Source organism: Lichenicoccus sp. (assembly GCF_965277665.1).
Classification (GTDB): domain Bacteria; phylum Pseudomonadota; class Alphaproteobacteria; order Acetobacterales; family Acetobacteraceae; genus Lichenicoccus.
On record NZ_OZ255835.1, the window covers coordinates 1,737,149 to 1,757,733 of the forward strand.

General features: G+C 69.6%; 21 protein-coding genes. 16 read left to right on the forward strand and 5 right to left on the reverse strand.

Going from position 1 to position 20,585, the window contains the following annotated elements:
* Nucleotides 1-39 precede the first annotated feature (39 nt).
* The 7 genes from ftsZ to ACQY4O_RS07975 all read left to right on the forward strand — a co-directional run bounded on the left by ftsZ (nucleotide 40) and on the right by ACQY4O_RS07975 (nucleotide 8,819).
* The gene (ftsZ, locus tag ACQY4O_RS07945; RefSeq protein WP_428375643.1) at nucleotides 40-1,752 is read left to right on the forward strand and encodes a cell division protein FtsZ; all 1,713 of its coding nucleotides are present in this window, start codon (nucleotides 40-42) and stop codon (nucleotides 1,750-1,752) included.
* Between the two features lie 217 nt (nucleotides 1,753-1,969).
* On the forward strand, nucleotides 1,970-3,103 hold the full coding sequence (gene lpxC / locus ACQY4O_RS07950) for a UDP-3-O-acyl-N-acetylglucosamine deacetylase (protein WP_428375644.1): 1,134 nt from the start codon (nucleotides 1,970-1,972) through the stop codon (nucleotides 3,101-3,103).
* Between the two features lie 98 nt (nucleotides 3,104-3,201).
* Nucleotides 3,202-4,122 (forward strand): outer membrane protein assembly factor BamD, encoded by a 921-nt coding sequence (locus ACQY4O_RS07955; RefSeq protein WP_428375645.1) that lies wholly within the window; start codon nucleotides 3,202-3,204, stop codon nucleotides 4,120-4,122.
* Nucleotides 4,123-4,152: 30 nt separating this feature from the next.
* A complete protein-coding gene (recN, locus tag ACQY4O_RS07960; RefSeq protein WP_428375646.1) occupies nucleotides 4,153-5,883 on the forward strand; it encodes a DNA repair protein RecN in 1,731 nt (576 codons plus the stop codon).
* A gap of 83 nt (nucleotides 5,884-5,966) precedes the next feature.
* A complete protein-coding gene (gene ligA, locus ACQY4O_RS07965; RefSeq protein ID WP_428378142.1) occupies nucleotides 5,967-8,054 on the forward strand; it encodes an NAD-dependent DNA ligase LigA in 2,088 nt (695 codons plus the stop codon).
* A 260-nt stretch (nucleotides 8,055-8,314) separates the two neighbouring features.
* Entirely contained in the window at nucleotides 8,315-8,449 is a 135-nt protein-coding gene (locus ACQY4O_RS07970; protein ID WP_428375647.1) for a hypothetical protein, read from the forward strand.
* A gap of 28 nt (nucleotides 8,450-8,477) precedes the next feature.
* Nucleotides 8,478-8,819, forward strand: coding sequence for a DUF1488 family protein (locus tag ACQY4O_RS07975; RefSeq protein ID WP_428375648.1), 342 nt, complete (start codon nucleotides 8,478-8,480; stop codon nucleotides 8,817-8,819).
* 12 nt (nucleotides 8,820-8,831) lie between these two features.
* Here ACQY4O_RS07975 and ACQY4O_RS07980 read toward each other — a convergent pair whose 3' ends face one another.
* The 4 genes from ACQY4O_RS07980 to ACQY4O_RS07995 form a co-directional block, all read right to left on the reverse strand.
* Nucleotides 8,832-9,275 (reverse strand): DMT family transporter, encoded by a 444-nt coding sequence (locus ACQY4O_RS07980; RefSeq protein ID WP_428375649.1) that lies wholly within the window; start codon nucleotides 9,273-9,275, stop codon nucleotides 8,832-8,834.
* 85 nt (nucleotides 9,276-9,360) lie between these two features.
* Complete coding sequence (locus ACQY4O_RS07985) at nucleotides 9,361-10,008, reverse strand: NrsF family protein (RefSeq protein ID WP_428375650.1); 648 nt, start codon at nucleotides 10,006-10,008, stop codon at nucleotides 9,361-9,363.
* Nucleotides 10,001-10,600, reverse strand: coding sequence for a sigma-70 family RNA polymerase sigma factor (locus tag ACQY4O_RS07990; RefSeq protein ID WP_428375651.1), 600 nt, complete (start codon nucleotides 10,598-10,600; stop codon nucleotides 10,001-10,003). The genes ACQY4O_RS07985 and ACQY4O_RS07990 overlap by 8 nt, the downstream gene beginning before the upstream one ends.
* A gap of 31 nt (nucleotides 10,601-10,631) precedes the next feature.
* Entirely contained in the window at nucleotides 10,632-10,976 is a 345-nt protein-coding gene (locus ACQY4O_RS07995; RefSeq protein ID WP_428375652.1) for a hypothetical protein, read from the reverse strand.
* A gap of 270 nt (nucleotides 10,977-11,246) precedes the next feature.
* On the opposite strand from ACQY4O_RS07995, the gene ACQY4O_RS08000 reads away from it, so the two are divergent.
* The 9 genes from ACQY4O_RS08000 (at nucleotide 11,247) to ACQY4O_RS08040 (ending at nucleotide 19,366) form a co-directional block, all read left to right on the forward strand.
* Nucleotides 11,247-11,729 (forward strand): MSMEG_0572/Sll0783 family nitrogen starvation response protein, encoded by a 483-nt coding sequence (locus ACQY4O_RS08000; protein WP_428375653.1) that lies wholly within the window; start codon nucleotides 11,247-11,249, stop codon nucleotides 11,727-11,729.
* Between the two features lie 5 nt (nucleotides 11,730-11,734).
* A complete protein-coding gene (locus ACQY4O_RS08005; protein ID WP_428375654.1) occupies nucleotides 11,735-12,766 on the forward strand; it encodes a Nit6803 family nitrilase in 1,032 nt (343 codons plus the stop codon).
* The gene (locus ACQY4O_RS08010) at nucleotides 12,711-13,817 is read left to right on the forward strand and encodes an MSMEG_0568 family radical SAM protein (protein ID WP_428375655.1); all 1,107 of its coding nucleotides are present in this window, start codon (nucleotides 12,711-12,713) and stop codon (nucleotides 13,815-13,817) included. The genes ACQY4O_RS08005 and ACQY4O_RS08010 overlap by 56 nt, the downstream gene beginning before the upstream one ends.
* 1 nt (nucleotide 13,818) lies before the next feature.
* Entirely contained in the window at nucleotides 13,819-14,382 is a 564-nt protein-coding gene (locus tag ACQY4O_RS08015; protein ID WP_428375656.1) for an MSMEG_0567/Sll0786 family nitrogen starvation N-acetyltransferase, read from the forward strand.
* Complete coding sequence (locus ACQY4O_RS08020; protein WP_428375657.1) at nucleotides 14,379-15,338, forward strand: sll0787 family AIR synthase-like protein; 960 nt, start codon at nucleotides 14,379-14,381, stop codon at nucleotides 15,336-15,338. Before ACQY4O_RS08015 ends, ACQY4O_RS08020 begins: the two co-directional genes overlap by 4 nt.
* Nucleotides 15,335-16,486: an MSMEG_0565 family glycosyltransferase gene (locus ACQY4O_RS08025; protein WP_428375658.1), complete on the forward strand. Its 1,152-nt coding sequence runs from the start codon at nucleotides 15,335-15,337 to the stop codon at nucleotides 16,484-16,486. The genes ACQY4O_RS08020 and ACQY4O_RS08025 overlap by 4 nt, the downstream gene beginning before the upstream one ends.
* On the forward strand, nucleotides 16,479-16,760 hold the full coding sequence (locus ACQY4O_RS08030; RefSeq protein ID WP_428375659.1) for an MSMEG_0570 family nitrogen starvation response protein: 282 nt from the start codon (nucleotides 16,479-16,481) through the stop codon (nucleotides 16,758-16,760). The genes ACQY4O_RS08025 and ACQY4O_RS08030 overlap by 8 nt, the downstream gene beginning before the upstream one ends.
* The gene (locus tag ACQY4O_RS08035; protein WP_428375660.1) at nucleotides 16,757-18,028 is read left to right on the forward strand and encodes an MSMEG_0569 family flavin-dependent oxidoreductase; all 1,272 of its coding nucleotides are present in this window, start codon (nucleotides 16,757-16,759) and stop codon (nucleotides 18,026-18,028) included. The genes ACQY4O_RS08030 and ACQY4O_RS08035 overlap by 4 nt, the downstream gene beginning before the upstream one ends.
* Nucleotides 18,029-18,217: 189 nt before the next feature.
* On the forward strand, nucleotides 18,218-19,366 hold the full coding sequence (locus ACQY4O_RS08040) for a ferritin-like domain-containing protein (protein ID WP_428375661.1): 1,149 nt from the start codon (nucleotides 18,218-18,220) through the stop codon (nucleotides 19,364-19,366).
* 88 nt (nucleotides 19,367-19,454) lie between these two features.
* Here ACQY4O_RS08040 and ACQY4O_RS08045 read toward each other — a convergent pair whose 3' ends face one another.
* Nucleotides 19,455-20,582 carry a carboxylate-amine ligase gene (locus ACQY4O_RS08045; RefSeq protein WP_428375662.1) on the reverse strand — a complete coding sequence of 376 codons (1,128 nt, stop codon included), beginning with the start codon at nucleotides 20,580-20,582 and terminating at the stop codon, nucleotides 19,455-19,457.
* Nucleotides 20,583-20,585 lie beyond the last annotated feature (3 nt).

The window sequence follows — 20,585 nt, forward strand, 5'->3', positions numbered from 1 at the left end:
AGAATACCCCAGGGTCCTCAAGCCCGGAGTGACGCCTTCATGACCCTCAACCTGACCTTGCCGCAGCAGACCTATTCGGACTTCACGCCACGCATCACCGTGATCGGCGTCGGCGGCGGCGGCACCAATGCCGTCGACAACATGATCGCGCTGCAGTTGCAGGGGGTCGAGTTCGTGGTGGCGAACACCGACGCCCAGCAGCTCACCCACAGCCGCGCCGACCGCCGCATCCAGCTCGGGCCGCATCTGACCCAGGGCCTGGGGGCCGGTGCAAAACCTGAGATCGGCCGCGCCGCCGCCGAGGAGGCTGCCGACGAGCTCGCCCGCCATCTCGACGGCGCGCACATGGTGTTCATCACCGCCGGCATGGGCGGCGGCACCGGCACCGGGGCGGCGCCGGTGATCGCCCGGATGGCGCGCGAGCGCGGCATCCTGACGGTGGGCGTGGTGACCAAGCCGTTCACCTTCGAGGGGGTGCGCCGCGGCAAGGCGGCCGAGACCGGCATCTCCGAGCTGCAGCAGTTCGTCGACACGCTGATCGTCATCCCGAACCAGAACCTGTTCCGCCTGGCCAACGAGCGCACCGGCTGGAAGGAGGCGTTCAAGATGGCCGACCACGTCCTGTACATGGGCGTGCGCGGCGTCACCGACCTGATGGTGGCGCCCGGGCTGGTCAATCTCGACTTCGCCGACATCCGCACCGTCATGGCCGAGATGGGCAAGGCGATGATGGGCACCGGCGAGAGCGACGGCGAGAACCGCGCGATCCGCGCCGCCGAGGCCGCGATCTCCAACCCGCTGCTCGAGGACACCTCGATGGCGGGCGCGCGGGGCTTGCTGATCAACATCACCGGCGGCGACGACATGACGCTGTTCGAGGTGGACCAGGCCGCCAACCGCATACGCGAGGAAGTCGCCGAGGACGCCAACATCATCTTCGGCTCGGCGATCGACGAGAGCCTGACCGGGCGCATACGCGTCTCGGTGGTGGCGACCGGCATCGACACGCCGGTGGTGCATGCCGACCGGCCGCGCATGAACGACGCCGCCCAGATCAGCCAGCCGATCCCGTACCCGACGCCGGGAGCGATCGGGCATGGCGCGCCGCAGCCTGCCTATGGCGGTTCGCGCTTCGGCGGTCCCGCGCGCAAGGCGGTGCCGGCGACCGGGCCGATCGGTGCGCCGGTGCTGACCCAGCAGGGTCCGCGTCCGGGGCATGCACCGGGTCATGCCAGCGACAACTGGTCGCAGTTCGCGGCCGCGGCGGAAGCCCCGGCGCCGACGCCGAACTACGCCGCCCCGTCGCAGTCGTCGCATGGCGGTTATGCCAGCGCCGGGTCGCGGCATGACGAGCAGGACTACGCGCAGGCACCCTCGCCGAGCGCCCTGCCAAACCCGCTGCCGTCGCAGCAGGCAGCGGGCCAGCTTGCCTCGGGCCTGCGCGCCGCATCGCCACGCTCGGGGCTGTTCTCCGAGCCGCCGCGCGGCCACACCGAGCCGGCGCCGGCGCCGGCGCCGAGCCGGAGCCTGTTCGGCATCGTGACCGGCGCGCTGCGCCGGGGCGCCGCACCGATGCCGGGAGCTTCGCCGCAGATGACGCACGATCCACGCCGCGCCGAGCCGCAGCTGAACGATCCCTATCATCACGAGGCAGGCCCGGACCGCGCCGAGGCCCCGACGGCGACGGTGCGCCCGGTCGCAGCCGAGGAGGCCGGCCTCGATATCCCGGCCTTCCTGCGTCGCCAATCCTGATCAGCGCCACCGGACAACCGGCCGGCTGGGCAACCAGCCGGCCGATCTGTTTTTGATACAAAAAACCGTTCGCGTTCATCGGGTTAGGACGAAATAGTCGGCAATAATCGTTGACTCGTCACCGGCTGGTCGCTGCGTCTAGACATAGACTCAACGATATTGGACCCTTCTGCCGCGCTGCGGCCCGGGACCGATGCACGGGAAACGAGGTTTGCTGATGGATGGTCTGGCCACGCTCGAGAGCCTGCAGCCGACTGGCAGCGACGACGGCGTGGAGACCATCCTGGCCCGGTCAGGGCTGGACCTGGCGGGGTCGGACCTGGCGGGGTCGGACCTGGCGGGACTGGACCTGGCGGGACTGGACCTGGCGGGACTGGACCTGGCGGGACAGTCCGCACTCGGAGGCTCCGCCGAGGCGTTCCCGTCGCTTGCCGCCGACATGCCGATCCGTTTCGGGCGGGTCCGGCAGCACACGCTGCGCAATCCGATTTCCTGTGTCGGTGTCGGCCTGCATACCGGGCGGACCATCCGCCTGACCTTGCGGCCGGCGCCGGTCGATAGCGGGATCGTCTTCCACCGCGTCGATCTCGGCATCCGCATGCCGGCCCGGCACGACATGGTGATCGACACGCGCCTCAGCACGGTGATCGCCAGCCGCGAACAGCCCGAGGCCCGGATCGCGACCGTCGAGCATGTCATGGCCGCCCTGGCCGGCTGCCTGATCGACAACGCCATCATCGAGGTCGACGGACCCGAGATCCCGGTGCTGGACGGCTCGGCGGCGCCCTTCGTGTTCCTGCTCGACTGCGCCGGGCGCCAGGAGCAGCAGGGCGCGCGCAGCATGATCGAGGTGTTGCGGCGGATCCGGGTCGAGGACGGCGCGGCCTTCGCCGAGCTGCGCCCGGCGACCCAGCCCTGTCTCTCGCTGTCACTCTCGATCGCCTTCCCGGCACGGGCGATCGGCCGGCAGGCCTGCAGCATGACGCTGACCGACCGCGCCTTCCGCAACGAAGTGGCCGACTGCCGCACCTTCACCATGCTCGGCGAGATCGAGGCCTTGCGCGCATCGGGGCTCGCGCGGGGCGGATCGCTGGACAATGCCGTGGTCGTGGACGATGCCCGCGTGCTCAATCCGGCCGGCCTGCGTCGGCGCGACGAGTTCGTCCGCCACAAGCTGCTCGACGCGATCGGCGATCTTGCCCTCGCCGGCCAGCCGATCCGCGGCGCCTTCATCGGCCACCGGTCCGGGCACGGCCTGAACAACCGCCTGCTGCACGCCCTGCTGTCGGATAGCTCGGCGTGGCGCCTCAGCGGCCGCGGGGTTCTTCCGGACGTAAGCCTGGCCGCCTGACTGACCGCCTCTCCTCCAAAGAGCCTGGCTGACGGCGGACCGGCTCTTCTCGCTTGGGCGCTGCATGATATAAGGCGGGCCCTTTTGGAAGAGCCGGCATGTCGCGCATCCCCCGACCCTCCGCTACACTTGCCACCAGGGCGGTGCCGGCCGCCGCCCTGGCGCTGTTGCTGACCGGCTGCTCGACGCTGAACGCGATCAACCCGTTCAGCAGCTCGCACTCCCAGAAGGACATCGCGGTCCAGCCGAACCAGAGCCCGGAGACATTGTACAATAACGGCATCGACGCCCTGCACGGCGGGCGCTACCAGCTGGCGCAGGCGCAGTTCGAGGCCATCCAGCAGAACTTCCCGTATTCCGCCTGGACCTCGAACGCGCAGCTCATGGAGGGCTACGCCTACTACCTGCAGAACAGCTATCCGGATGCGGTGTCGCAGCTCGACCGCTTCCTGCAGCTGCATCCCACCAGCAAGGACGCCGCCTACGCCTACTACCTGCGGTCGCTGTGCTACTACGAGCAGATCGCCGATGTGAGCCGCGACCAGCAGGGCACCGTGGAAGCGTTGTCGGCGCTGCAGGAAGTGGTGACCCGGTTTCCCGACAGTGCCTACGCGCGCGACGCCCGGCTGAAGATCGACCTGTGCCGCGACCATATCGCCGGCAAGGAGATGCTGGTCGGCCGCTACTACGAGAGCCAGCACTACTACGAGGCCGCGATCAACCGCTACCAGCGCGTGGTGCAGGACTTCCAGACCACGAACCATACCGCCGAGGCGCTGTCCCGGCTGGTCGAACTCTACCTCAAGCTCGGGCTGACCGACCAGGCACGGCGCACCGCCAGCGTGCTCGGCTACAATTACCCCGGCAGCCCCTGGTACCAGACTAGCTATCGCGAGCTGCGCTCGGCGAAGGCGCTGGCTGCCAACATGCCGGCGCCCGGCAGCAACGGCCCGATGCCGACGGCGACCCGGGCCACGCATCCGGGGTTCCTCAGCCGCGCCTGGAACTCCGTTTTCTGAGGGAAAAGGGACGGTCAGACCGGCACCCGCATGCTGACCCTGCTCTCGATCCGTGACGTTGTGCTCATCGAGAAGCTCGACCTGGTGCTGCATCCGGGACTGACCGTGCTGACCGGGGAGACCGGAGCCGGCAAGTCGATCCTGCTGGACAGTCTCGGCCTTGCCCTCGGCGAGCGCTCGGCCGCCTCGCTGGTGCGCAACGGTGCGGCGCAGGCCAGCGTGACCGCCTGCTTCGAGATCGGGCCGGACCACCCGCTGCACGCCCTGCTGGCCGAGCAGGGCATGGCGCTGGCCGCCGAGGAGGCCGGCGAGCCGCTGGTGCTGCGCCGGATCGTGATGCCGGACGGACGCTCGCGCGCCTATATCAACGACCAGCCGGTGGGCGTCGGGCTGCTGCGCCGCGCGGCCGCCCTGCTCATCGAAATACAGGGCCAGCACGAGCAGATGGGTCTGGCCGACGCCGCGACGCATCTCGACCTGCTCGACGCCTACGGCACGCACGCGAAGCTGCGCGAGACGGTCGCCCGGCACTACCGGGTCTGGATCGAGGCCACCGCGGCGCTGGCCGCCGCCCGCGCCCGGCTCGACGAGGCCGCGCGCGAGGAGGACTGGCTGCGCAACGCCTTGCAGGATCTCGCGAACCTGGCACCGCAGGAGGACGAGGAGGCGGCGCTCGCCGGCACCCGCCAGTCGCTGCAGCGGGGCGAACGGCGCGCCGAGGCGATCGCGGCGGCACTTGCCGAGATCACGCCGCGCGACCGCCGCGACCACGGGCCGGCGGCTGCCTTGCGAGCCGCCAGCCGCGCCCTGCAGCGATTGCTGCCCGCGCCGTCCGATCCGCCGCCGGACCAGGCCGATCCGGCCTCGCCGCAGGGGCTTTTGCACGCCGCCCTGGCAGCCCTCGACCATGCCGAGGAGGCGCTGGCCGAGGCCGAGACGCTGCTCGACCGGCTCGCCAGCGACCACGAGGCCGACCCAGGACTGCTGGAGCAGACCGAGGAGCGGCTGTTCGCGCTGCGGGCTGCCGGGCGCAAGCATGGCGTTGCCGTGGTCGAGCTGCCGGGCTTGCTTGCCGAGCTGCAGGCGCGGCTGGCGTCGCTCGACGATGGCAACGCGCAGCTCGAGGCGCTCGACGGCGCGGTCCGGGCGGCGCGCGCCGGCTACGAGACCGCCTGCGCCAGCCTGACCGCCGCCCGCACCGCGGCAGCCCGGCGTCTGGAGGCGGCACTGACCGCCGAGTTGCGGCCGCTGCGCCTCGAGCGGGCGCGCTTCAGGGTCGCGCTGCCGAAACTCGCCCCCGAGGCCTGGAACCTGCGCGGCGCCGAGCAGGCGAGCTTCCTGATCGCCGCCAATCCCGGCCAGGAGCCCGGACCGCTGGCGCGGGTTGCCTCCGGCGGCGAGCTCTCGCGGCTGATGCTGGCGATGAAGGTGGTGCTGGCGGGGCGGTCGGCGGTGCCGACGCTGATCTTTGATGAGGTCGACGCGGGCGTAGGCGGCGCGACGGCAGCGGCGGTCGGCGAGCGGCTGGCGGCGATCGCGTGCGACGTGCAGGTGCTGGTGGTGACGCACAGCCCGCAGGTGGCGGCACGCGGCGATCAGCATCTGCGCATCAGCAAGCACATGGCGCGCGAGAGGACCGAGACCCGCGCCGAGCCGCTCGACGGCCGTGCCCGCCGCGAGGAGATCGCGCGCATGCTGGCCGGCGAGACCATCACCGAGGCCGCCCGCGCCGCTGCCGACAGCCTGCTGGGGGCCGCTTGAAGCCGGGCCGCTTGAAGGCGCCCCGCTTGAAGACGGCCCGCTTGAAGACCGGGGGGGCGCTGCCGGAGGTGGCGCCGGACGCGTTGACCGAAGTCGAGGCAGCAGCCGAACTGGAACGTCTCGCCGCCGAAATCGCATGGCACGACCGCGCCTATCATGGAGGCGACGCGCCGAGTATCGACGATGCCGGCTACGACGCGCGGAGACGGCGCAATGATGCGATCGAACGGCTGCATCCGGCGCTGGTGCGTGCCGACAGCCCATCGGTGCGTGTAGGCGCGGCACCCGAGGCGGGGTTCGCGAAGCACGCGCACCTGGTGCCGATGCTGTCGCTGGACAACGTGTTCGACCGCGCCGACTTCGACGGCTTCATCGCGCGGGCGCGTCGTTTTCTCGGCATGACGCAGGAGCCATTGCCGCTGGTCGCGGAACCCAAGATCGATGGCCTGTCGATCAGCCTCACCTACGAACGCGGCCGCCTGGTGCGTGCGGCCACCCGCGGCGACGGCGCCACCGGCGAGGACGTCACGGCCAATGTGCGCAGCATGCGCTCGGTCCCGTCACGGCTGCATGGCGGCGGTCCGGAGCTGATCGAGATACGCGGCGAGGTGTTCCTGGCCAAGGCCGACTTCCTGGCGCTGAACGAGGCGCAGGCTGCCGCAGGCCAGCGCCTGTTCGCCAACCCGCGCAATGCCGCCGCGGGGTCGCTGCGGCAGCTGGATATGCGCATCACGGCGGCGCGCCCGCTGTCGCTGTTCGCCTACGCAAGTGGCTTCCAGGAGGGGCGTCGCTCCGGCGAGCCGGTCGCGGCCAGCCACTGGGACTTCCTCAGGCAGCTCGAGGCCTGGGGCTTCTCGGTCAATCCGCTGTCCGAGCGGCTGGAGGATGCGGCGGCGGCGGAGGCGTTCCAGGAGCGCATGGCGCGCGACCGCTCCGGGCTCGGCTACGACATCGACGGCGTGGTTTACAAGATCGACGACCTCGCGCTGCAGGCCCGGCTCGGCTTCGCCGGCCGCGCGCCGCGCTGGGCGACCGCCTGGAAGTTCCCCGCCGAGCAGGCGATCGCCAGGCTCGAGGAGATACGCATCCAGGTCGGCCGCACCGGCGCGCTGACACCGGTCGCGGTGCTGCAGCCGGTCAATGTCGGCGGCGTGCTGGTGACGCGTGCGACCCTGCACAACGAGGACGAGATCGCGCGCAAGGATGTGCGCCCGGGCGACCGCGTGCAGGTTGCCCGCGCCGGCGACGTGATCCCGCAGATCCTGGGCGTGATGCCAGCCGGTGCGGACGATCCGCCGCGTGGTCCGGCCTACGTGTTTCCCGAAACCTGCCCCGCCTGCGGCAGCCGCGCCGAGCGGCGGCCCGGCGAGGTGGTGCGGCGCTGCACCGGCGGCCTGGTCTGCCCGGCGCAGGCGGTCGAGCGGCTGATCCACCTGGTCTCGCGCGCGGCCTTCGATATCGACGGGCTCGGCCAGAAGACCATCGAGGAGTTCCATGCCGAGGGGCTGATCCGGCGTCCGGCCGACATCTTCCGGTTGGCTGGGCACCAGGAGGCGATCGCCGCCCGCGAGGGCTGGGGTGCGATCTCGGCGGCCAACCTGACACGCGCCATCGCGGCGCGCCGCACGATCCCGCTCGCCCGCTTCATCTTCGGTCTCGGCATCCGCCGCATCGGCGAGACCAACGCCCGCCTGCTGGCGCGGCACTATGTCGCCTATCCGGCATGGCGCGCGCAGATGCAGGAGGCGACGGTCATTGGCTCGGATGCGCGCCTCGCACTCGGCTCGATCACCGGCATCGGCGGCGGCATCGCCGACGAGCTGGCGGCGTTCTTCGCCGAGCCGCACAACCGCGACGGCGTCGACGAACTGGCCGGGCTGCTGACGATCCAGAGCGAGAAGCCGGTGGCAGGCGGTGCGCTCGCCGGCAAGACCATCGTCTTCACCGGAACGCTCACGAGCATGACCCGCCCGGAGGCGCGCGCGATGGCCGAGCGGCTGGGTGCCAAGGTCACGGACAGCGTCTCGAAGCAAACCGACATCGTGGTGCTGGGCGCCGACGCCGGTTCGAAGGCGAGAAAAGCGGCCGAACTCGGGATCGCCAGCCTCGACGAGGATGGCTGGCGGCAACTCGCCGGCCTGCCCGCAGCCGGACCGCGCGCCACGAACTGACGATGTTTTGGCATTGTAATATGTCGCCCGTGTCGCTATTGTGTCAGATCAACGGATTCGCCTGATCGCGCCTTGTGGCAATGCGGCAGTCGATACAATCCGCTGTACCGGAACGTCGCAGTCTCAGTCCTCCACGGAAACGTGCCACGGTTCGATCACGCGCGCCTTGCTTCCGGCGCCGCAGCCGGCGCTGCCTGTGTCGGACGGTACGCAAATCGTGATCGATTAGATCATGTGGCATACCATTGCAGGAGAGTTTCATGGCTAAAGGACAGAAGCGCGGCAACCGCGAGATCAAGAAGCCCAAGGCTGCCAAGACTGTCGTCGTCCCGCCCTCGGCCTTCATCCAGAGCAAGACCGTGCGGCCGCTGCCCGCCAAGAACTCCGGCAAATGAGAGCCTGGCCCATGAAAGTCCGGTCCTGATGGCAGCCCGAGCCGTTCCCGCGCCGCTCGATCCGGAACTGGTCTGGTTCCAGGTGAGGAACGGCATCCACCTGATCACCTGCAACGTGTCCGACGAGGCGCTCGAGGCGGTGGCCTGTCTCGACGCCGCATCGAGCATGAGCCTGCGCCGCCGGTCGTTCGACCGTTTCCGCATGCTGATCGAGGCGGCGGCCAAGCTGAAGCTCGCCACGATGCCTGCAGACTTCGACGGCCGTCTGGTGCTGTCGAGCCGCGACCTGCGGCTGGTGCCGCCGGTGGCCGGGGTTCCGGTCTATGGCAGCCTCGGCCGACGCGCGCCCGACCCGGCCGTCGCCGCCTGACAACCTGAAGCCTCAGAACACACAGACCAGCGTCAGGCCTGCGATCATCGTCACCGCGCCGACGATGCGCCAGATGTTGACCAGGTGGGTCTTGAAGCCGAGCAGGCCGTAATGGTCGAGCAGGATCGAGGTCACGATGGTCGAGGTGACCACGAGGCCGTTGAACGCCGCCCCGCCCAGGCGCCCTGCGAACAGCAGGGTGGTGATCACCGGCACCGCGGCGATCACCGTGCCGAGCCAGGCCCACCAGGGCGTGCCGGCGATGCTGGCCATCGAGGGCAGGGTCTCCCGGCTGATCAGCACGCCGGGCAGGATGGCGATCCCGGCCACCAGGCAGACGAACGCCGCCGCCCACCAGGGCCGTCCCATGCTGTTGGTCAGCTGGGCGTTGGTGCCGGAATGGATCGCGTTCAGCACGCCGGCAAGGACGGGAAAGGCGTAGAGCGCGATCTGCATGGTTCCGGCTCCGGCTCTGGATGGGACGACGGGCTGGCTCAGGCAGCCTCGTCCGGAAGATCGAACACCCTTTGCGGATGCTTGCCTAATTCAGCAGCCGGCCGCCCAGGACCCGGTTGAGCAGGATCACCAGCGCCACCGCGACCCCGTGCACCGCGAGATCGGTGGCCGCTGCGTCGAACGGATGGAACAGGTTGAGCAGCGTGGCGGCAGCGGCGGCGGCGGCAAGGCCGGTCAGCCCCGCGGTCAGGCTCGGGTTCAACGGGCAGGCGCGCCGCAGCATCAGCACCAGCAGCGCCGAGAGCGGCACCGAGAAACCCAGGATGAAGACGAGGCAGGACATGCCGTCGCCTGGCGGCTCGACGATCGTGCCAGGCAGGGCGTAGCCGCGCAGGCAGCCAAGGCCGCTGGCGCCGACCCAGAGGGCCACCGTCGGCAGCGGCAGCAATGACCACAGCCTGGAACGATCGGGCAGGCTGGACATGAACGCCGCCACTGCCGCCAGCGCGGCCGAAGCGGCGGCGCCGGCGGCGGCCATCGCCATGTCCGGAGTCGCGGTCAGCCTGGCCCACATCCGGCCGAGATCGGAAAAACCCGCGAGCACCAGGCCGATGAGGCAGACCGCAGCCAGCCAGAGCGCCGCGCGTCGTCCCGGGCCGGGCAGTGGCCGCACCGGGCGCAGGTCGAGCGACAGGCGATCGATGAGCCGGTCGGCCATGTGCGTGTCAGACATCAGGGCCGCTCCCCGACCGCCGCCGCAGCGCCGCGAGTGCCCGGTGGAAATTCACCTTCAGCGCGCCCTTGCTGCGCCCGGTCAGGCGCGCCGTCTCCTCGAGCGACCGCTCGGCCAGCCCGAGATGCTCGACCGCCTGACGCTGCCCGGCGGGGAGCTGGTCGATCATGCCGCGCAAGACGTGGCCTTCCTGCCGGCGCGCGATCATCTCGCTTGCCGGCGGCGCCGGGTCCTGCTGCACCTCGTAGGCTGCCTGGTCATGCACCTCGCGCGACCGGGCGCGCCCCTGCCGGCGGAGCACGTCGACCGCTCGATGCCGGGCGATCGCGCGCAGCCAGGGCAGGAAGGGGCGCGCCGGATCATACGTTGCCCGGGCCCGGTGCAGGGTGAGCAGGGTCTCCTGGATGGCGTCGTCCATCAGGTCCCGCCCGACGCCCTGCGAGCGGGCGATGCCGGCGATGAGCGGCACGCAGTCACGCAACAGGGTGCGGTAGGCGGCAGCGTCGCCGCCGATCGCCGCCGTCATGCGATGCGAAAGCATCTGCTCGTCCGGGACCTGGCCGGTCACCGCCGCCCCGAAGCGCGTCTCCATTCCCCCAGCATAGCAGCAGAGGCGCCGCCGGCTACTGGTGCGGGGGAGCCGCCATCGTGTTGCCAGGGGCTGCGGCACGCGGCGCCGCCATAGTGTTGGGCGCCATGGTGTTGGGCGCCATGGTGTTCGCAGACATGCCGCCCGGCGACATGCCGCCCGACGACATGCTGTTGGGGGCCATGGCATTCGGAGCCGCATTCGGTGCGGGGGCCATGGCGTTCGGCGACGGCTGCATCGCATTCGGCGATGGCTGGATCGCATTCGGTGAACTTGTCGCATTCGGGGCCGCCATGCTGCCGGCCTGCGCTCTCGCTTGTGTGATGCCTGCGCCCGCGATGACCAGGAATGCAGACGCAGCCAGCAAGGATCTCAACATCGAAGCCTCCGGGCCGCAGCCCCGCCTTGTTACAGTCGCACTCCTTCTACGTCCCGCGCCGCACCTCGGTTACCTGATCGCAGAAATATGCCCGAGGGCGGAGCAGTTGCCTCCGCCAACGCCAGGATCTGCCGGATCCGGGTGCAGGGTCGCCCAGCAGCCACAGCTTTATATGGGCAATGCGGGGAAACTGCCGGGATCCGTGCGCCAGGACGGCCCTGGCACAACGCTTGCTGGCCATGCCGTGATTGCAACGAAAGGCTTCGAGACATGCCGGCAGTAGAAGCAAAGCGTCACGAGCTGGGCGACGCCCTCGTCGATTACGAGGAGAAGGTCTTCGAGGACGTGAAGGCGAAGCCCGGCGAAAAGGCGCTGGTGACCTTCCACACCGTCGCCTTCGAGGGCTCGATCGGCCTGGTGAACCTGCTGCAGGCGACCCGCCTGCAGCGCAAGGGCTACGAGACCTCCATCCTGCTGTATGGCCCCGGCGTCACCCTGGGCGTGCTGCGCGGCTTCCCGCGTCTCGGCGACGAGGCCTTCCCGGGCCACCAGAACTTCAACAACCAGCTCCGCAAGTTCATGGACGAAGGCGGCAAGGTGTATGCTTGCCGGTTCTCGCTGCAGGCGCTGTACGGCCATGGCGAACCGTCGCTGATGGAAGGCATCCGCCCGATCAACCCGCTCGACGTGCTCGACTGCATGCTGATCCACAAGCGCGACAACGCCGTCATCATCGATACCTGGACGGTCTGACGCGGATGGCGGCTCCAAGGCGCACGGTCCGGGCCGCCGCCATCCAGCTGGTGCCGGTGCTGGACGATGGCACCGGTACCGAGGAGAAGGTGCTGGCCGCGATCCGCGACGCAGCGCGCGAGGGCGTCCAGATCGCGGTGTTCCCGGAAACCTTCGTGCCGTACTATCCATATTTCTCGTTCGTGAAGGCGCCGGTGCTGATCGGGCCCGACCATCTTCGCCTGTACGAGAACGCGCCCGGCGTGCCGGGCCCGTTCACCGACGCGGTTGCCGACGCCGCGCGCGAGGCCGGCATGGTGGTGGTGCTCGGCATCAACGAGCGCGACCACGGCTCGCTGTACAACGCGCAGCTGGTCTTCGACGCCGACGGCAGCCTGCTGCTCCACCGCCGCAAGATCACGCCGAGCTACCACGAGCGGATGATCTGGGGCCAGGGCGACGGCGCCGGGCTGCGCGTGGTGGAGACCAGGGTCGGCCGCGTCGGCGCGCTCGCCTGCTGGGAGCACTACAATCCCCTCGCCCGCTACGCGCTGATGACCCAGCACGAGGAGATCCACTGCGCGCAGTTCCCGGGCTCGATGGTCGGGCAGATCTTCGCCGACCAGATGGAAGTCACCATCCGGCACCACGCCCTGGAAGCCGGCTGCTTCGTCATCAATGCAACCGGCTGGCTCGACCCCGAGCAGCTGCACGCCATCACGCCCGACATCGCGATGCACAAGGCGCTGCGCGGCGGCACCCTCTCCGCGATCATCTCGCCGGAAGGGGACCATCTGGCACCTCCGTTGCGCGAAGGCGAGGGGATGGTGATCGCCGACCTCGACATGGCGCTGATCACCAAGCGCAAGCGGATGATGGACAGCGTCGGCCACTATGCGCGTCCCGAGCTGCTCTCGCTGCTGCATGCGAGGGGCGAGACGCACACCACCCAGGAGATGAGGAGCGACCATGCTGCTGCCCGCCACGCGACCCTCGTCGACCATGCCAGCGAGCCGCCTGCTGACCGAGCTGCAGTCACTCGGGATGCGGCTGACTGACACCGACGGGGCCGCGTCACGGCGCGGCGGCGCCGGACCGTCCGACCACAAGGCGATCCAGCTCGCCGGCCAGACCGTCATGGTGCCGATCCATACGGCCTCGTCGCACCGCTCGCCGTTCAGCGCCTCGCCGCCCGGTGAGGACGGCGCCGTGATGCTGCTGCGGGACGGCGCCCCGGTCGGCCGCATCAGCTTCCCGCCGCAGCCGCGATATTACGGGCTGCAGACCTCGGACGGCGTGCCGTACTGGAAGATCGCCCTGCTGCACGGCACCGACGTGCTGGCGACCACGGTGCTGCAGACCTGCATCCGCACCGCCGACCGCCGCACCGCCTGTCAGTTCTGCGCCATCGGCCAGTCGCTCGCAGCCGGCCGCACCATCGCCCACAAGACGCCGGCGCAACTGGCGGAGGTCGCGCGCGCCGCGGTACTGCTCGACGGCGTCCGGCACATGGTGCTGACCACCGGCACGCCGAACCTCGTCGATCGCGGCGCCGCCTTGCTGTGCGAGAGCACGCACGCGATCAAGGCGGCGGTGGCGCTCCCGGTACAGGCACAGTGCGAGCCTCCGCGCGATGCCGCGTGGTATTCGCGCCTGCGCGACGCCGGCGTCGACAGCCTCGGCATGCATCTCGAGGCGGCGACGCAGGCGGTGCGTGCACGCATCATGCCGGGCAAGGCCACGGTCAGCGTCGCGCGCTATCTCGATGCGTTCCGCGACGCGGTGCCGGTGTTCGGGCGCGGCCAGGTCAGCACCTACCTGCTCGCGGGCCTCGGCGACACCGCGGCGGAAATCCTCGCCTTGTGCGAGACCCTGGTCGGCATCGGCGTGCATCCGTTCGTGGTGCCGTTCGTGCCGATCAGCGGCACGCCGCTCGAAGCCCATGCACCACCGAGCCCGGCCTTCATGCGCTCGGTGCTGGCGCCGCTCGGCCGGATGCTGCGCGACGGGCACCTGCTCTCGACGGACGTGAAGGCCGGGTGCAGCCGCTGCGGCGCCTGCTCCTCCCAGTCCGCCTACGAGAGGGCTGCATACGAGAGCGCCGCCTGAGATGGCGCCCGGTCTCACCCTGTACGAGGACGCGATCCTGCCCTTCGTGCCGGGCGAGTATCGCGTCAAGCTCGCCTGCGAGGCGTGGGAGCGGCATGGGCACGACCGGCTGCGCCGCGCGATCTTCTGCGACGAGCAGGGCATCTTCGCGGGTGACGATCGGGATGGCATCGACGAGGTTGCCACGCCGATCGTGGCGTTGAGCTGCATCGCCGGGGCCGCCGACGGGGTGGTCGGCGTGGTGCGCATCCACCAGCCGGAACCGGGCCTGTGGTGGGGCTCGCGCCTGGGTGTACACCGGCATTTCCGGCGCATCGGCAGCATCGGCGCCGAGCTGGTGCGGCTCGCGGTCTGCACCGCGAGCGCGCGCGGCTGCGAGCGCTTCCTCGCCCATGTGCAGACACAGAATGTCGCGTTCTTCGAGCGGCTGCACTGGCACTCGCTGGACGCGGTCATGCTGCACGGCCGCCCGCATCATCTCATGCAGGCCGACCTTGTCCGGTATCTGCCGCATGGCCGCGAGACGCTCGGCTTCGTGCGCCCGCAGCGCCGGATTGCCGCGTGAGCCTGCAGGCGCTTGCCACCGCGCTGCGCGCAGGGATCGGGCTGCTGCACAAGCAGGATATCGCGCCGGTGGTGGCGTCCCTCGGGCTTGCCGAGAATGCCGTGCGCGTCGGCGATGACTGCGCCGCCATTCCCGACGGCGATGGCTGGTTGCTGCTCGCCATCGAGGGATTCTTGCCGGCCGTTATCGCGCGCGAGCCGTATTTCGCCGGCTGGTGCGGCGTCATGGTCAACCTGTCGGACATCGCCGCCATGGGCGGCCGGCCACTCGCCGTGGTGGACGCGCTGTTCGCGCGCGACGGCGAGCACGCCGTGCCGATCCTGCACGGCCTGCGCGATGCCGGCGCCTGCTACGGCGTGCCCATCGTCGGCGGCCACAGCAACACCCGCGCCGCCGATGAGCAGCTCAGCGTTGCCGTGCTCGGACGTGCGCGCGCGCTGCTGACCTCCTTCGATGCCAGGCCGGGCGAGACGCTGCTCGCCGCCATCGACTTGCGCGGGCGCTACCATGAGCCATTCGCCTGGTGGGACGCGAGCTCGGACTGTCCCGATGCCGCACGCCTGCGCCAGGATCTCGACCTGCTCCCGGCCATCGCCGAAGCCGGACTGAGCCGGGTTGCAAAGGATATCAGCATGGGCGGCCTGGTCGGCACCGCGATCATGCTGGCGGAGGGTTCCGGGATCGGCCTTGCCATCGAGGTCGATGCGGTGCCACGCCCGGACGGCGCCGACCTCGAACGCTGGCTCACCGCCTTTCCCTCGTTCGGTTTCCTGCTGAGCTGCACGGCGGACAATGCCGGGCCGATCATCGCACGCTTCGGGCAACGCGGCATCGCCTGCACCGCGATCGGGCATTGCGAGGCCGGCTCGCGCGTCGACCTGCGGCGCCACGGCGCCCGCGCCACGGTGTGGGACCTCGCGCGGTCTCCGCTGACCGGCTGTGTGGGCGCGGCATGAGCGGGCTGCGGGTCGGCATCCTGGCGCATTCCACCAATCCTCGCGGCGGCGTCGTGCACGCGCTCAATCTCGCCGAGGCGCTGACCGCGCGAGGCATCGAGGCGACACTGCTGGCGCCCGCGACACCCGGCGCGTCGCTGTTCCGCGCACCGCAATGCCGGACGCTGCTGATCCCCGCGGCCCCGGTCGCCCAGGCCGGAACCGAGACGCTGGTGCGCACACGGCGCGCCGAGATCACGAACTTCCTGGGCACGCGGCACTACGACCTGCTGCACGCCCAGGATCCGATCTCCGCACTGGCCCTGTCGGACCTGGAAGGTGCCGGCCACATCAGGAGCTTCGTGCGCACGGTGCATCATCTCGATCCGTTCCGCAATCCGGTGCTGGCACGATGGCAGGACATGGCGGTGCAACGGGCGCGTGGCCTGTTCTGTGTCAGCAGGATGTGGCGCGAGATCATCGCCGCGCGTTACGGGCGACGCAGCGTCGTGGTCGGCAACGGCGTCGAGACACGGCGCTTCACGCCCCGTCCGGACCATCGCGATGCGGCGCTGCGGACGCGCTTGCTGCCAGGCGGCGAACGGTTCGTGCTGGCGATCGGCGGCATCGAGGAACGCAAGAACACGCTCGGCACGCTGCGCGCCTTCCTGCGCATCATGCGCGCGCAGACCCATCCCGGCCTGCGGCTGGTGATCGCGGGGGGCGCGAGCCTGCTCGACCACAGCGCCTACCGACGCGAATTCGCGGCCGTGCTGGACCGTTCGGGCTACGCGGATCGCGTCATCCTGGCGGGCGTGATCGAGGATGCGGACATGCCGGCGCTGTACCGGTCCGCCGCCCTGTTGTGCTTTGCGTCCCTGCAGGAAGGCTACGGGCTCTGCATCCTCGAGGCGCTGGCCTGCGGCATTCCGGTGGTCGCGCCGCACGGGGCACCCTTCGACGAATATCTGGACCCGCCGGATGCGCTGCGTGTCGATCCGCGCAACGATGCGGAAATCGCGTCGGCGATCCTGCGCGCCTTGCAGCCGCCATGCGCGCAGCGCGCCTACCGGCATGGCCCGGTGCGGGCGGCGCGCTTCGCCTGGGACGAGGTCGCGACGGCGCATCTCGCCGGCTACTACCACCACCGGGAGCTGGCCGATGCCTGAGATGCGGTTCAGGGTGCGCTGGCCGGATGGCGGCGAGACGCTGTGCTATTCGCCATCCCTGGTCATTCGCGAGCATCTTGCGGCCGGGGGCACCTACCCGCTGCCGGATTTCCTGGACCGCGCCCGCACGGCGCTGCGGATCGCGAGTGACCGCGTGCAGCAAAAATACGGCATGCCCTGCTCGCGCGCCATCGGGCAGCTCAGGGCCATCGAGAGGCTGGCCTCGCAGTACGCCCCGGACACCGCCGTTGCAGTGACGGAATTCATCCTATGAAGGACAGGCCGATCGTGGGCGACACGCCAGCCGCGATGCATGACGTCGTGATCATCGGCGGCGGACAGGCCGGCCTGTCCGCCAGCTGGCAGCTGACCCAACGCGGCATCGACCATGTCGTGCTCGAGCAGCACGCGACCGCGCATGCCTGGCGCCACGAGCGCTGGGACAGTTTCTGCCTGGTGACGCCGAACTGGCAATGCACCCTGCCCGGCTATCCCTATGCCGGGCGCGACCCGCACGGCTTCATGCTCCGCGACGAGATCGTGGCCTATGTCGAGGGCTATGCCGCCTCCTTTGGCGCTCCGGTTCGCAAGGGCGCGAAGGTGGTCGCGCTGCAGCGCAACGATGCCGGGTATCGTGTATGCAGTGAGGCTGGCGAAATGCTCGCCGGCCAGGTGATCGTTGCCACCGGCGGCTACCACGATCCGATCGTGCCGTCCTATGCGAGTGCGCTGGATCCGACGATCCTGCAGATCCACTCCTCGGAGTACCGCTCCCCGGACAGCATGCCCGAGGGCGCCGTCCTGGTGGTCGGCACCGGCCAGTCCGGCTGCCAGATCGCCGAGGACCTGCATCTGGCCGGCCGCGCGGTGCATCTGTGCGTCGGCGAGGCGCCGCGCGTGGCCCGGCGCTATCGCGGCCGCGATGTCGTCGAATGGCTGCACCTGATGGGCTACTACGACATCCCGGTCGACGAGCATCCGCTGCGCGAGGGCGTGCGCGACAAGACCAACCACTACGTCACCGGGCGCGATGGCGGCCGCGACATCGACCTACGCCTGCGCGCCACCGAAGGCATGCAGCTCTACGGCAAGCTCACCGGCATGCACGGCGGCCGCGTCGCGGTGGCGCCCGATCTGGCGCACAACCTCGATGCCGCCGACGAGGTCGGCGAGAGCATCAAGCGCAGCATCGATGGCTGGATTGCCAAGTCTGCGATCGAGGCGCCGGTCGAGGCCGCCTACACGCCACCCTGGCGCCCCCCATCTGGTCCTGGGACCGAGCGCACGCCGATCGATACCGCCGCACTCGGGATCACCAGCGTGATCTGGTGCATCGGCTTCAGGATGAATTTCTCCTGGGTCGAGCTGCCGGTGTTCGACGAGCGCGGCGCACCGCGCCACCGGCGCGGCGTCACCGACCAGGAGGGCCTCTATTTCCTGGGCCTGCCCTGGCTGCATAGCTGGGGCTCCGGCCGCTTCTCGGGAATCGCGCGGGATTCCGAACACCTGGCCGATCAGATCGCGCGACGCGTCCGGCGGTGATCCAACCATATCCGCTTAAGCGCAACAGAGGCAGCATCGAGGTTTCCCTCCCAAATATCCTATCGCGCGCCACCCCTTCTGGTGTTGATCTGGTGGTGATAAGCCATACTGCAATCGCATCATGAGAGCGTTTGCAGAAATCATAGGCGGCATGAGGTCCGCCCTACGCCCCGGATCCGGCACCTCGACATGGACGTGCAGGGCGCAGACAATGGTGCGCGTCGCCAGGATACCGTGCTCGGCAACCATCCGGAGCGCTGGCCCATCACCTGCCGGTCGCCTACGCCTCGATCGTCTGAAGCGGTTATCCGAAACGTGATGCGCCGGCGGCATCGGGCTGCCGAACCTGCGGCCCGTCCTCGATGTTGCTGCTCCGGAAACAAGACCGACAGTGTATCCGAGGCACAGAACATGGTTGATGAAGTCGCTATCGAGCCCGCTTCCGGCGAGAGCCCGGGTCCTGCAGCCCCCGCCGGGGGCGGCCGCAGACGATTGATACGGCGGATGGGTGCAGGCGTGGTCGGTGGCGCCGTGATGGCTTCGGCAGCCGGCGTCGTGCTTGGCAGCGACACGGCGAAGGCCGCTGCCATCACCGACACCGACATCATCAACTTTGCCTTGAACTTCGAGTATCTCGGGGCCGAATACTATCTGCGCGCAATCACCGGACAGGGGCTCGCCGCGACCCTGCTGACCGGCACCGGAACCCAGGGCACCGTGACGGGCGGCAGCGTGGTGCCCTGGAACGGGTCGGCGATCCAGTATTATGCGCAGCGGCTCGCCGTCGACGAGCTCGCCCATGTCGAGTTCCTACGTGCCGTGAACGGGACCGCTGCGATCGCCGAGCCGTCGATCAACCTGTCCACGTCGTGGACCACGCTCGCCATCGCGGCAGGCCTAATCGCTCCCGGCCAGACCTTCAACCCGTTTGCCGACCCGATCTCATTCCTGCTCGGCGCCTACGTGATCGAGGATGTCTGTGTCACCGCGCTTGCCGGAGCCGCTGCCCTGCTGACGAGCAAGACCAACGTCGCGGCCGCCGCTGGACTTCTCGGCACCGAAGGCTACCAGGCCGGCATGATCCGCACATTGCTGTCGGATCTTGGTGCCGGGCAGGCCACCGATGCGATCTCTGCACTGCGCGCCTCACTCTCCGACGTCGCCGACGATTTCGGAACCACGATCCCGGGTAACGCGTACAACTTCGTTCCGAACGATATCAACGGCCTGGCATTCCGCCGCACGCCGTCCCAGGTGCTGAACATCGCCTATGGCGGAGGTGCTGCGGCGAACTACGGCTTCTTCCCGAACCTCGTGAACGGCACAATCAACTCGTAGAACTGTTTGAAGCCGGGACTGTCTTCCGCGACAGTCCCGGCTCGTGGGCATGGCGGGTCGTTCGGACGCGTGAGGAGGTCCTGACGCATCAGCCTGGCCGCTTACTCTCGGCCGCGAGCCAATCCACCACTCCATGCAGGGCGGCGTCGTTCTCCAGGCCCGCCCGAAGCCCGCGTTCATATGTTTCGACCTGGCGGTCGGATCCTGTCCCGCGACGCACGATCCCGCGAGCCGCCTCCAGTTCCCGCTCGCAGCCGAATGCCGCTGCATCTTCCCGTAGCAACGCGATCAACGTCTCCATGTTGTCCTTGAGGGAAACCATCGTGCGCGATGCCTCGTCGATCAGTGAGGCGTGCACCCCGTCGCGCTGCACGCGCCAGAAGTTCTCGCTGGCGATCGCTCTCGAAGCTCCGGTCAGCCTGGCGTGGATATCCGACCGACGGTCAAGCATACGCACGACGCAGCGATACAGCGCCGCGATCGCGACACTGTCGCCCACCCGGACGCAGCTGTCGCAGACACGCAGTTCCAGTGTCGGATAATGCATCGAGGGCCGCAACGCCCACCACAGGTAGCTCGCATCCGGTATCGCGCCCGACTGCGTCATCACCTGCAGGTAGTGCTCGTAGTCGGCGGCACCATCCATCAGGTCCGGCAGTCCCGATCGCGGCCACTCGCGATAGGCCGCCATCCGGTAGCCGGCGAGACCGGTCTGCCGTCCCTCCCAGAACGGCGACGAGACCGAAAGTGCGAGGAACATCGGCACATACGGGACCATGCGCCGCATGAGTTCGGCCCGGCGCGCGGGATCCGGCACCTCGACATGGACGTGCAGGGCGCAGACCATGTTGCGCGTCGCCAGGATGCCGTATTCGGCCACCATCCGGTCGTAGCGTTCGCCTTCGCTCTGCGCCTGCTCCGGCCATGCGGCGAGCGGATGCGTGCCGGACGCGAACACCAGCAGCCCGCGCTCGCGGCCGATCGCGGCGAGTTCCGAGCGCAGGAACCGCAGCCGATCATGCGCCTCGGCAAAATCGGTTCCAGGCGAGGTCGAAACCTCGACCTGGCTCTGCAGGACTTCCCGTCCGCACCCCGGCAGCCTGTCGTTCGCGGCGACATGGAAGGCCCTGGCCGCGTCCGAAGACGGCGTGCCGCGGCTCAAGGCATCGGCGAGGAAATATTCTTCTTCGATCCCGAAACGATAGCGGCTGTCCAACGC

Bases quoted from the DNA above. Each gene is read 5' to 3' on its own strand.
- ACQY4O_RS08025 (WP_428375658.1), top strand. From the start codon at position 15,335: ATGAGCGGGCTGCGGGTCGGCATCCTGGCGCATTCCACCAATCCTCGC.
- ACQY4O_RS07970 (WP_428375647.1), top strand. From the start codon at position 8,315: ATGGCTAAAGGACAGAAGCGCGGCAACCGCGAGATCAAGAAGCCCAAG.
- ACQY4O_RS07980 (WP_428375649.1), bottom strand. From the start codon at position 9,275: ATGCAGATCGCGCTCTACGCCTTTCCCGTCCTTGCCGGCGTGCTGAAC.
- ACQY4O_RS08035 (WP_428375660.1), top strand. From the start codon at position 16,757: ATGAAGGACAGGCCGATCGTGGGCGACACGCCAGCCGCGATGCATGAC.
- ACQY4O_RS07995 (WP_428375652.1), bottom strand. From the start codon at position 10,976: ATGTTGAGATCCTTGCTGGCTGCGTCTGCATTCCTGGTCATCGCGGGC.
- ACQY4O_RS08000 (WP_428375653.1), top strand. From the start codon at position 11,247: ATGCCGGCAGTAGAAGCAAAGCGTCACGAGCTGGGCGACGCCCTCGTC.
- ACQY4O_RS07990 (WP_428375651.1), bottom strand. From the start codon at position 10,600: ATGGAGACGCGCTTCGGGGCGGCGGTGACCGGCCAGGTCCCGGACGAG.
- ACQY4O_RS07985 (WP_428375650.1), bottom strand. From the start codon at position 10,008: ATGTCTGACACGCACATGGCCGACCGGCTCATCGATCGCCTGTCGCTC.
- ACQY4O_RS08005 (WP_428375654.1), top strand. From the start codon at position 11,735: ATGGCGGCTCCAAGGCGCACGGTCCGGGCCGCCGCCATCCAGCTGGTG.
- ACQY4O_RS08030 (WP_428375659.1), top strand. From the start codon at position 16,479: ATGCCTGAGATGCGGTTCAGGGTGCGCTGGCCGGATGGCGGCGAGACG.
- ACQY4O_RS08010 (WP_428375655.1), top strand. From the start codon at position 12,711: ATGCCAGCGAGCCGCCTGCTGACCGAGCTGCAGTCACTCGGGATGCGG.
- ACQY4O_RS07975 (WP_428375648.1), top strand. From the start codon at position 8,478: ATGGCAGCCCGAGCCGTTCCCGCGCCGCTCGATCCGGAACTGGTCTGG.
- recN (WP_428375646.1), top strand. From the start codon at position 4,153: ATGCTGACCCTGCTCTCGATCCGTGACGTTGTGCTCATCGAGAAGCTC.
- ACQY4O_RS07955 (WP_428375645.1), top strand. From the start codon at position 3,202: ATGTCGCGCATCCCCCGACCCTCCGCTACACTTGCCACCAGGGCGGTG.
- ACQY4O_RS08040 (WP_428375661.1), top strand. From the start codon at position 18,218: ATGGACGTGCAGGGCGCAGACAATGGTGCGCGTCGCCAGGATACCGTG.
- ftsZ (WP_428375643.1), top strand. From the start codon at position 40: ATGACCCTCAACCTGACCTTGCCGCAGCAGACCTATTCGGACTTCACG.
- lpxC (WP_428375644.1), top strand. From the start codon at position 1,970: ATGGATGGTCTGGCCACGCTCGAGAGCCTGCAGCCGACTGGCAGCGAC.
- ACQY4O_RS08015 (WP_428375656.1), top strand. From the start codon at position 13,819: ATGGCGCCCGGTCTCACCCTGTACGAGGACGCGATCCTGCCCTTCGTG.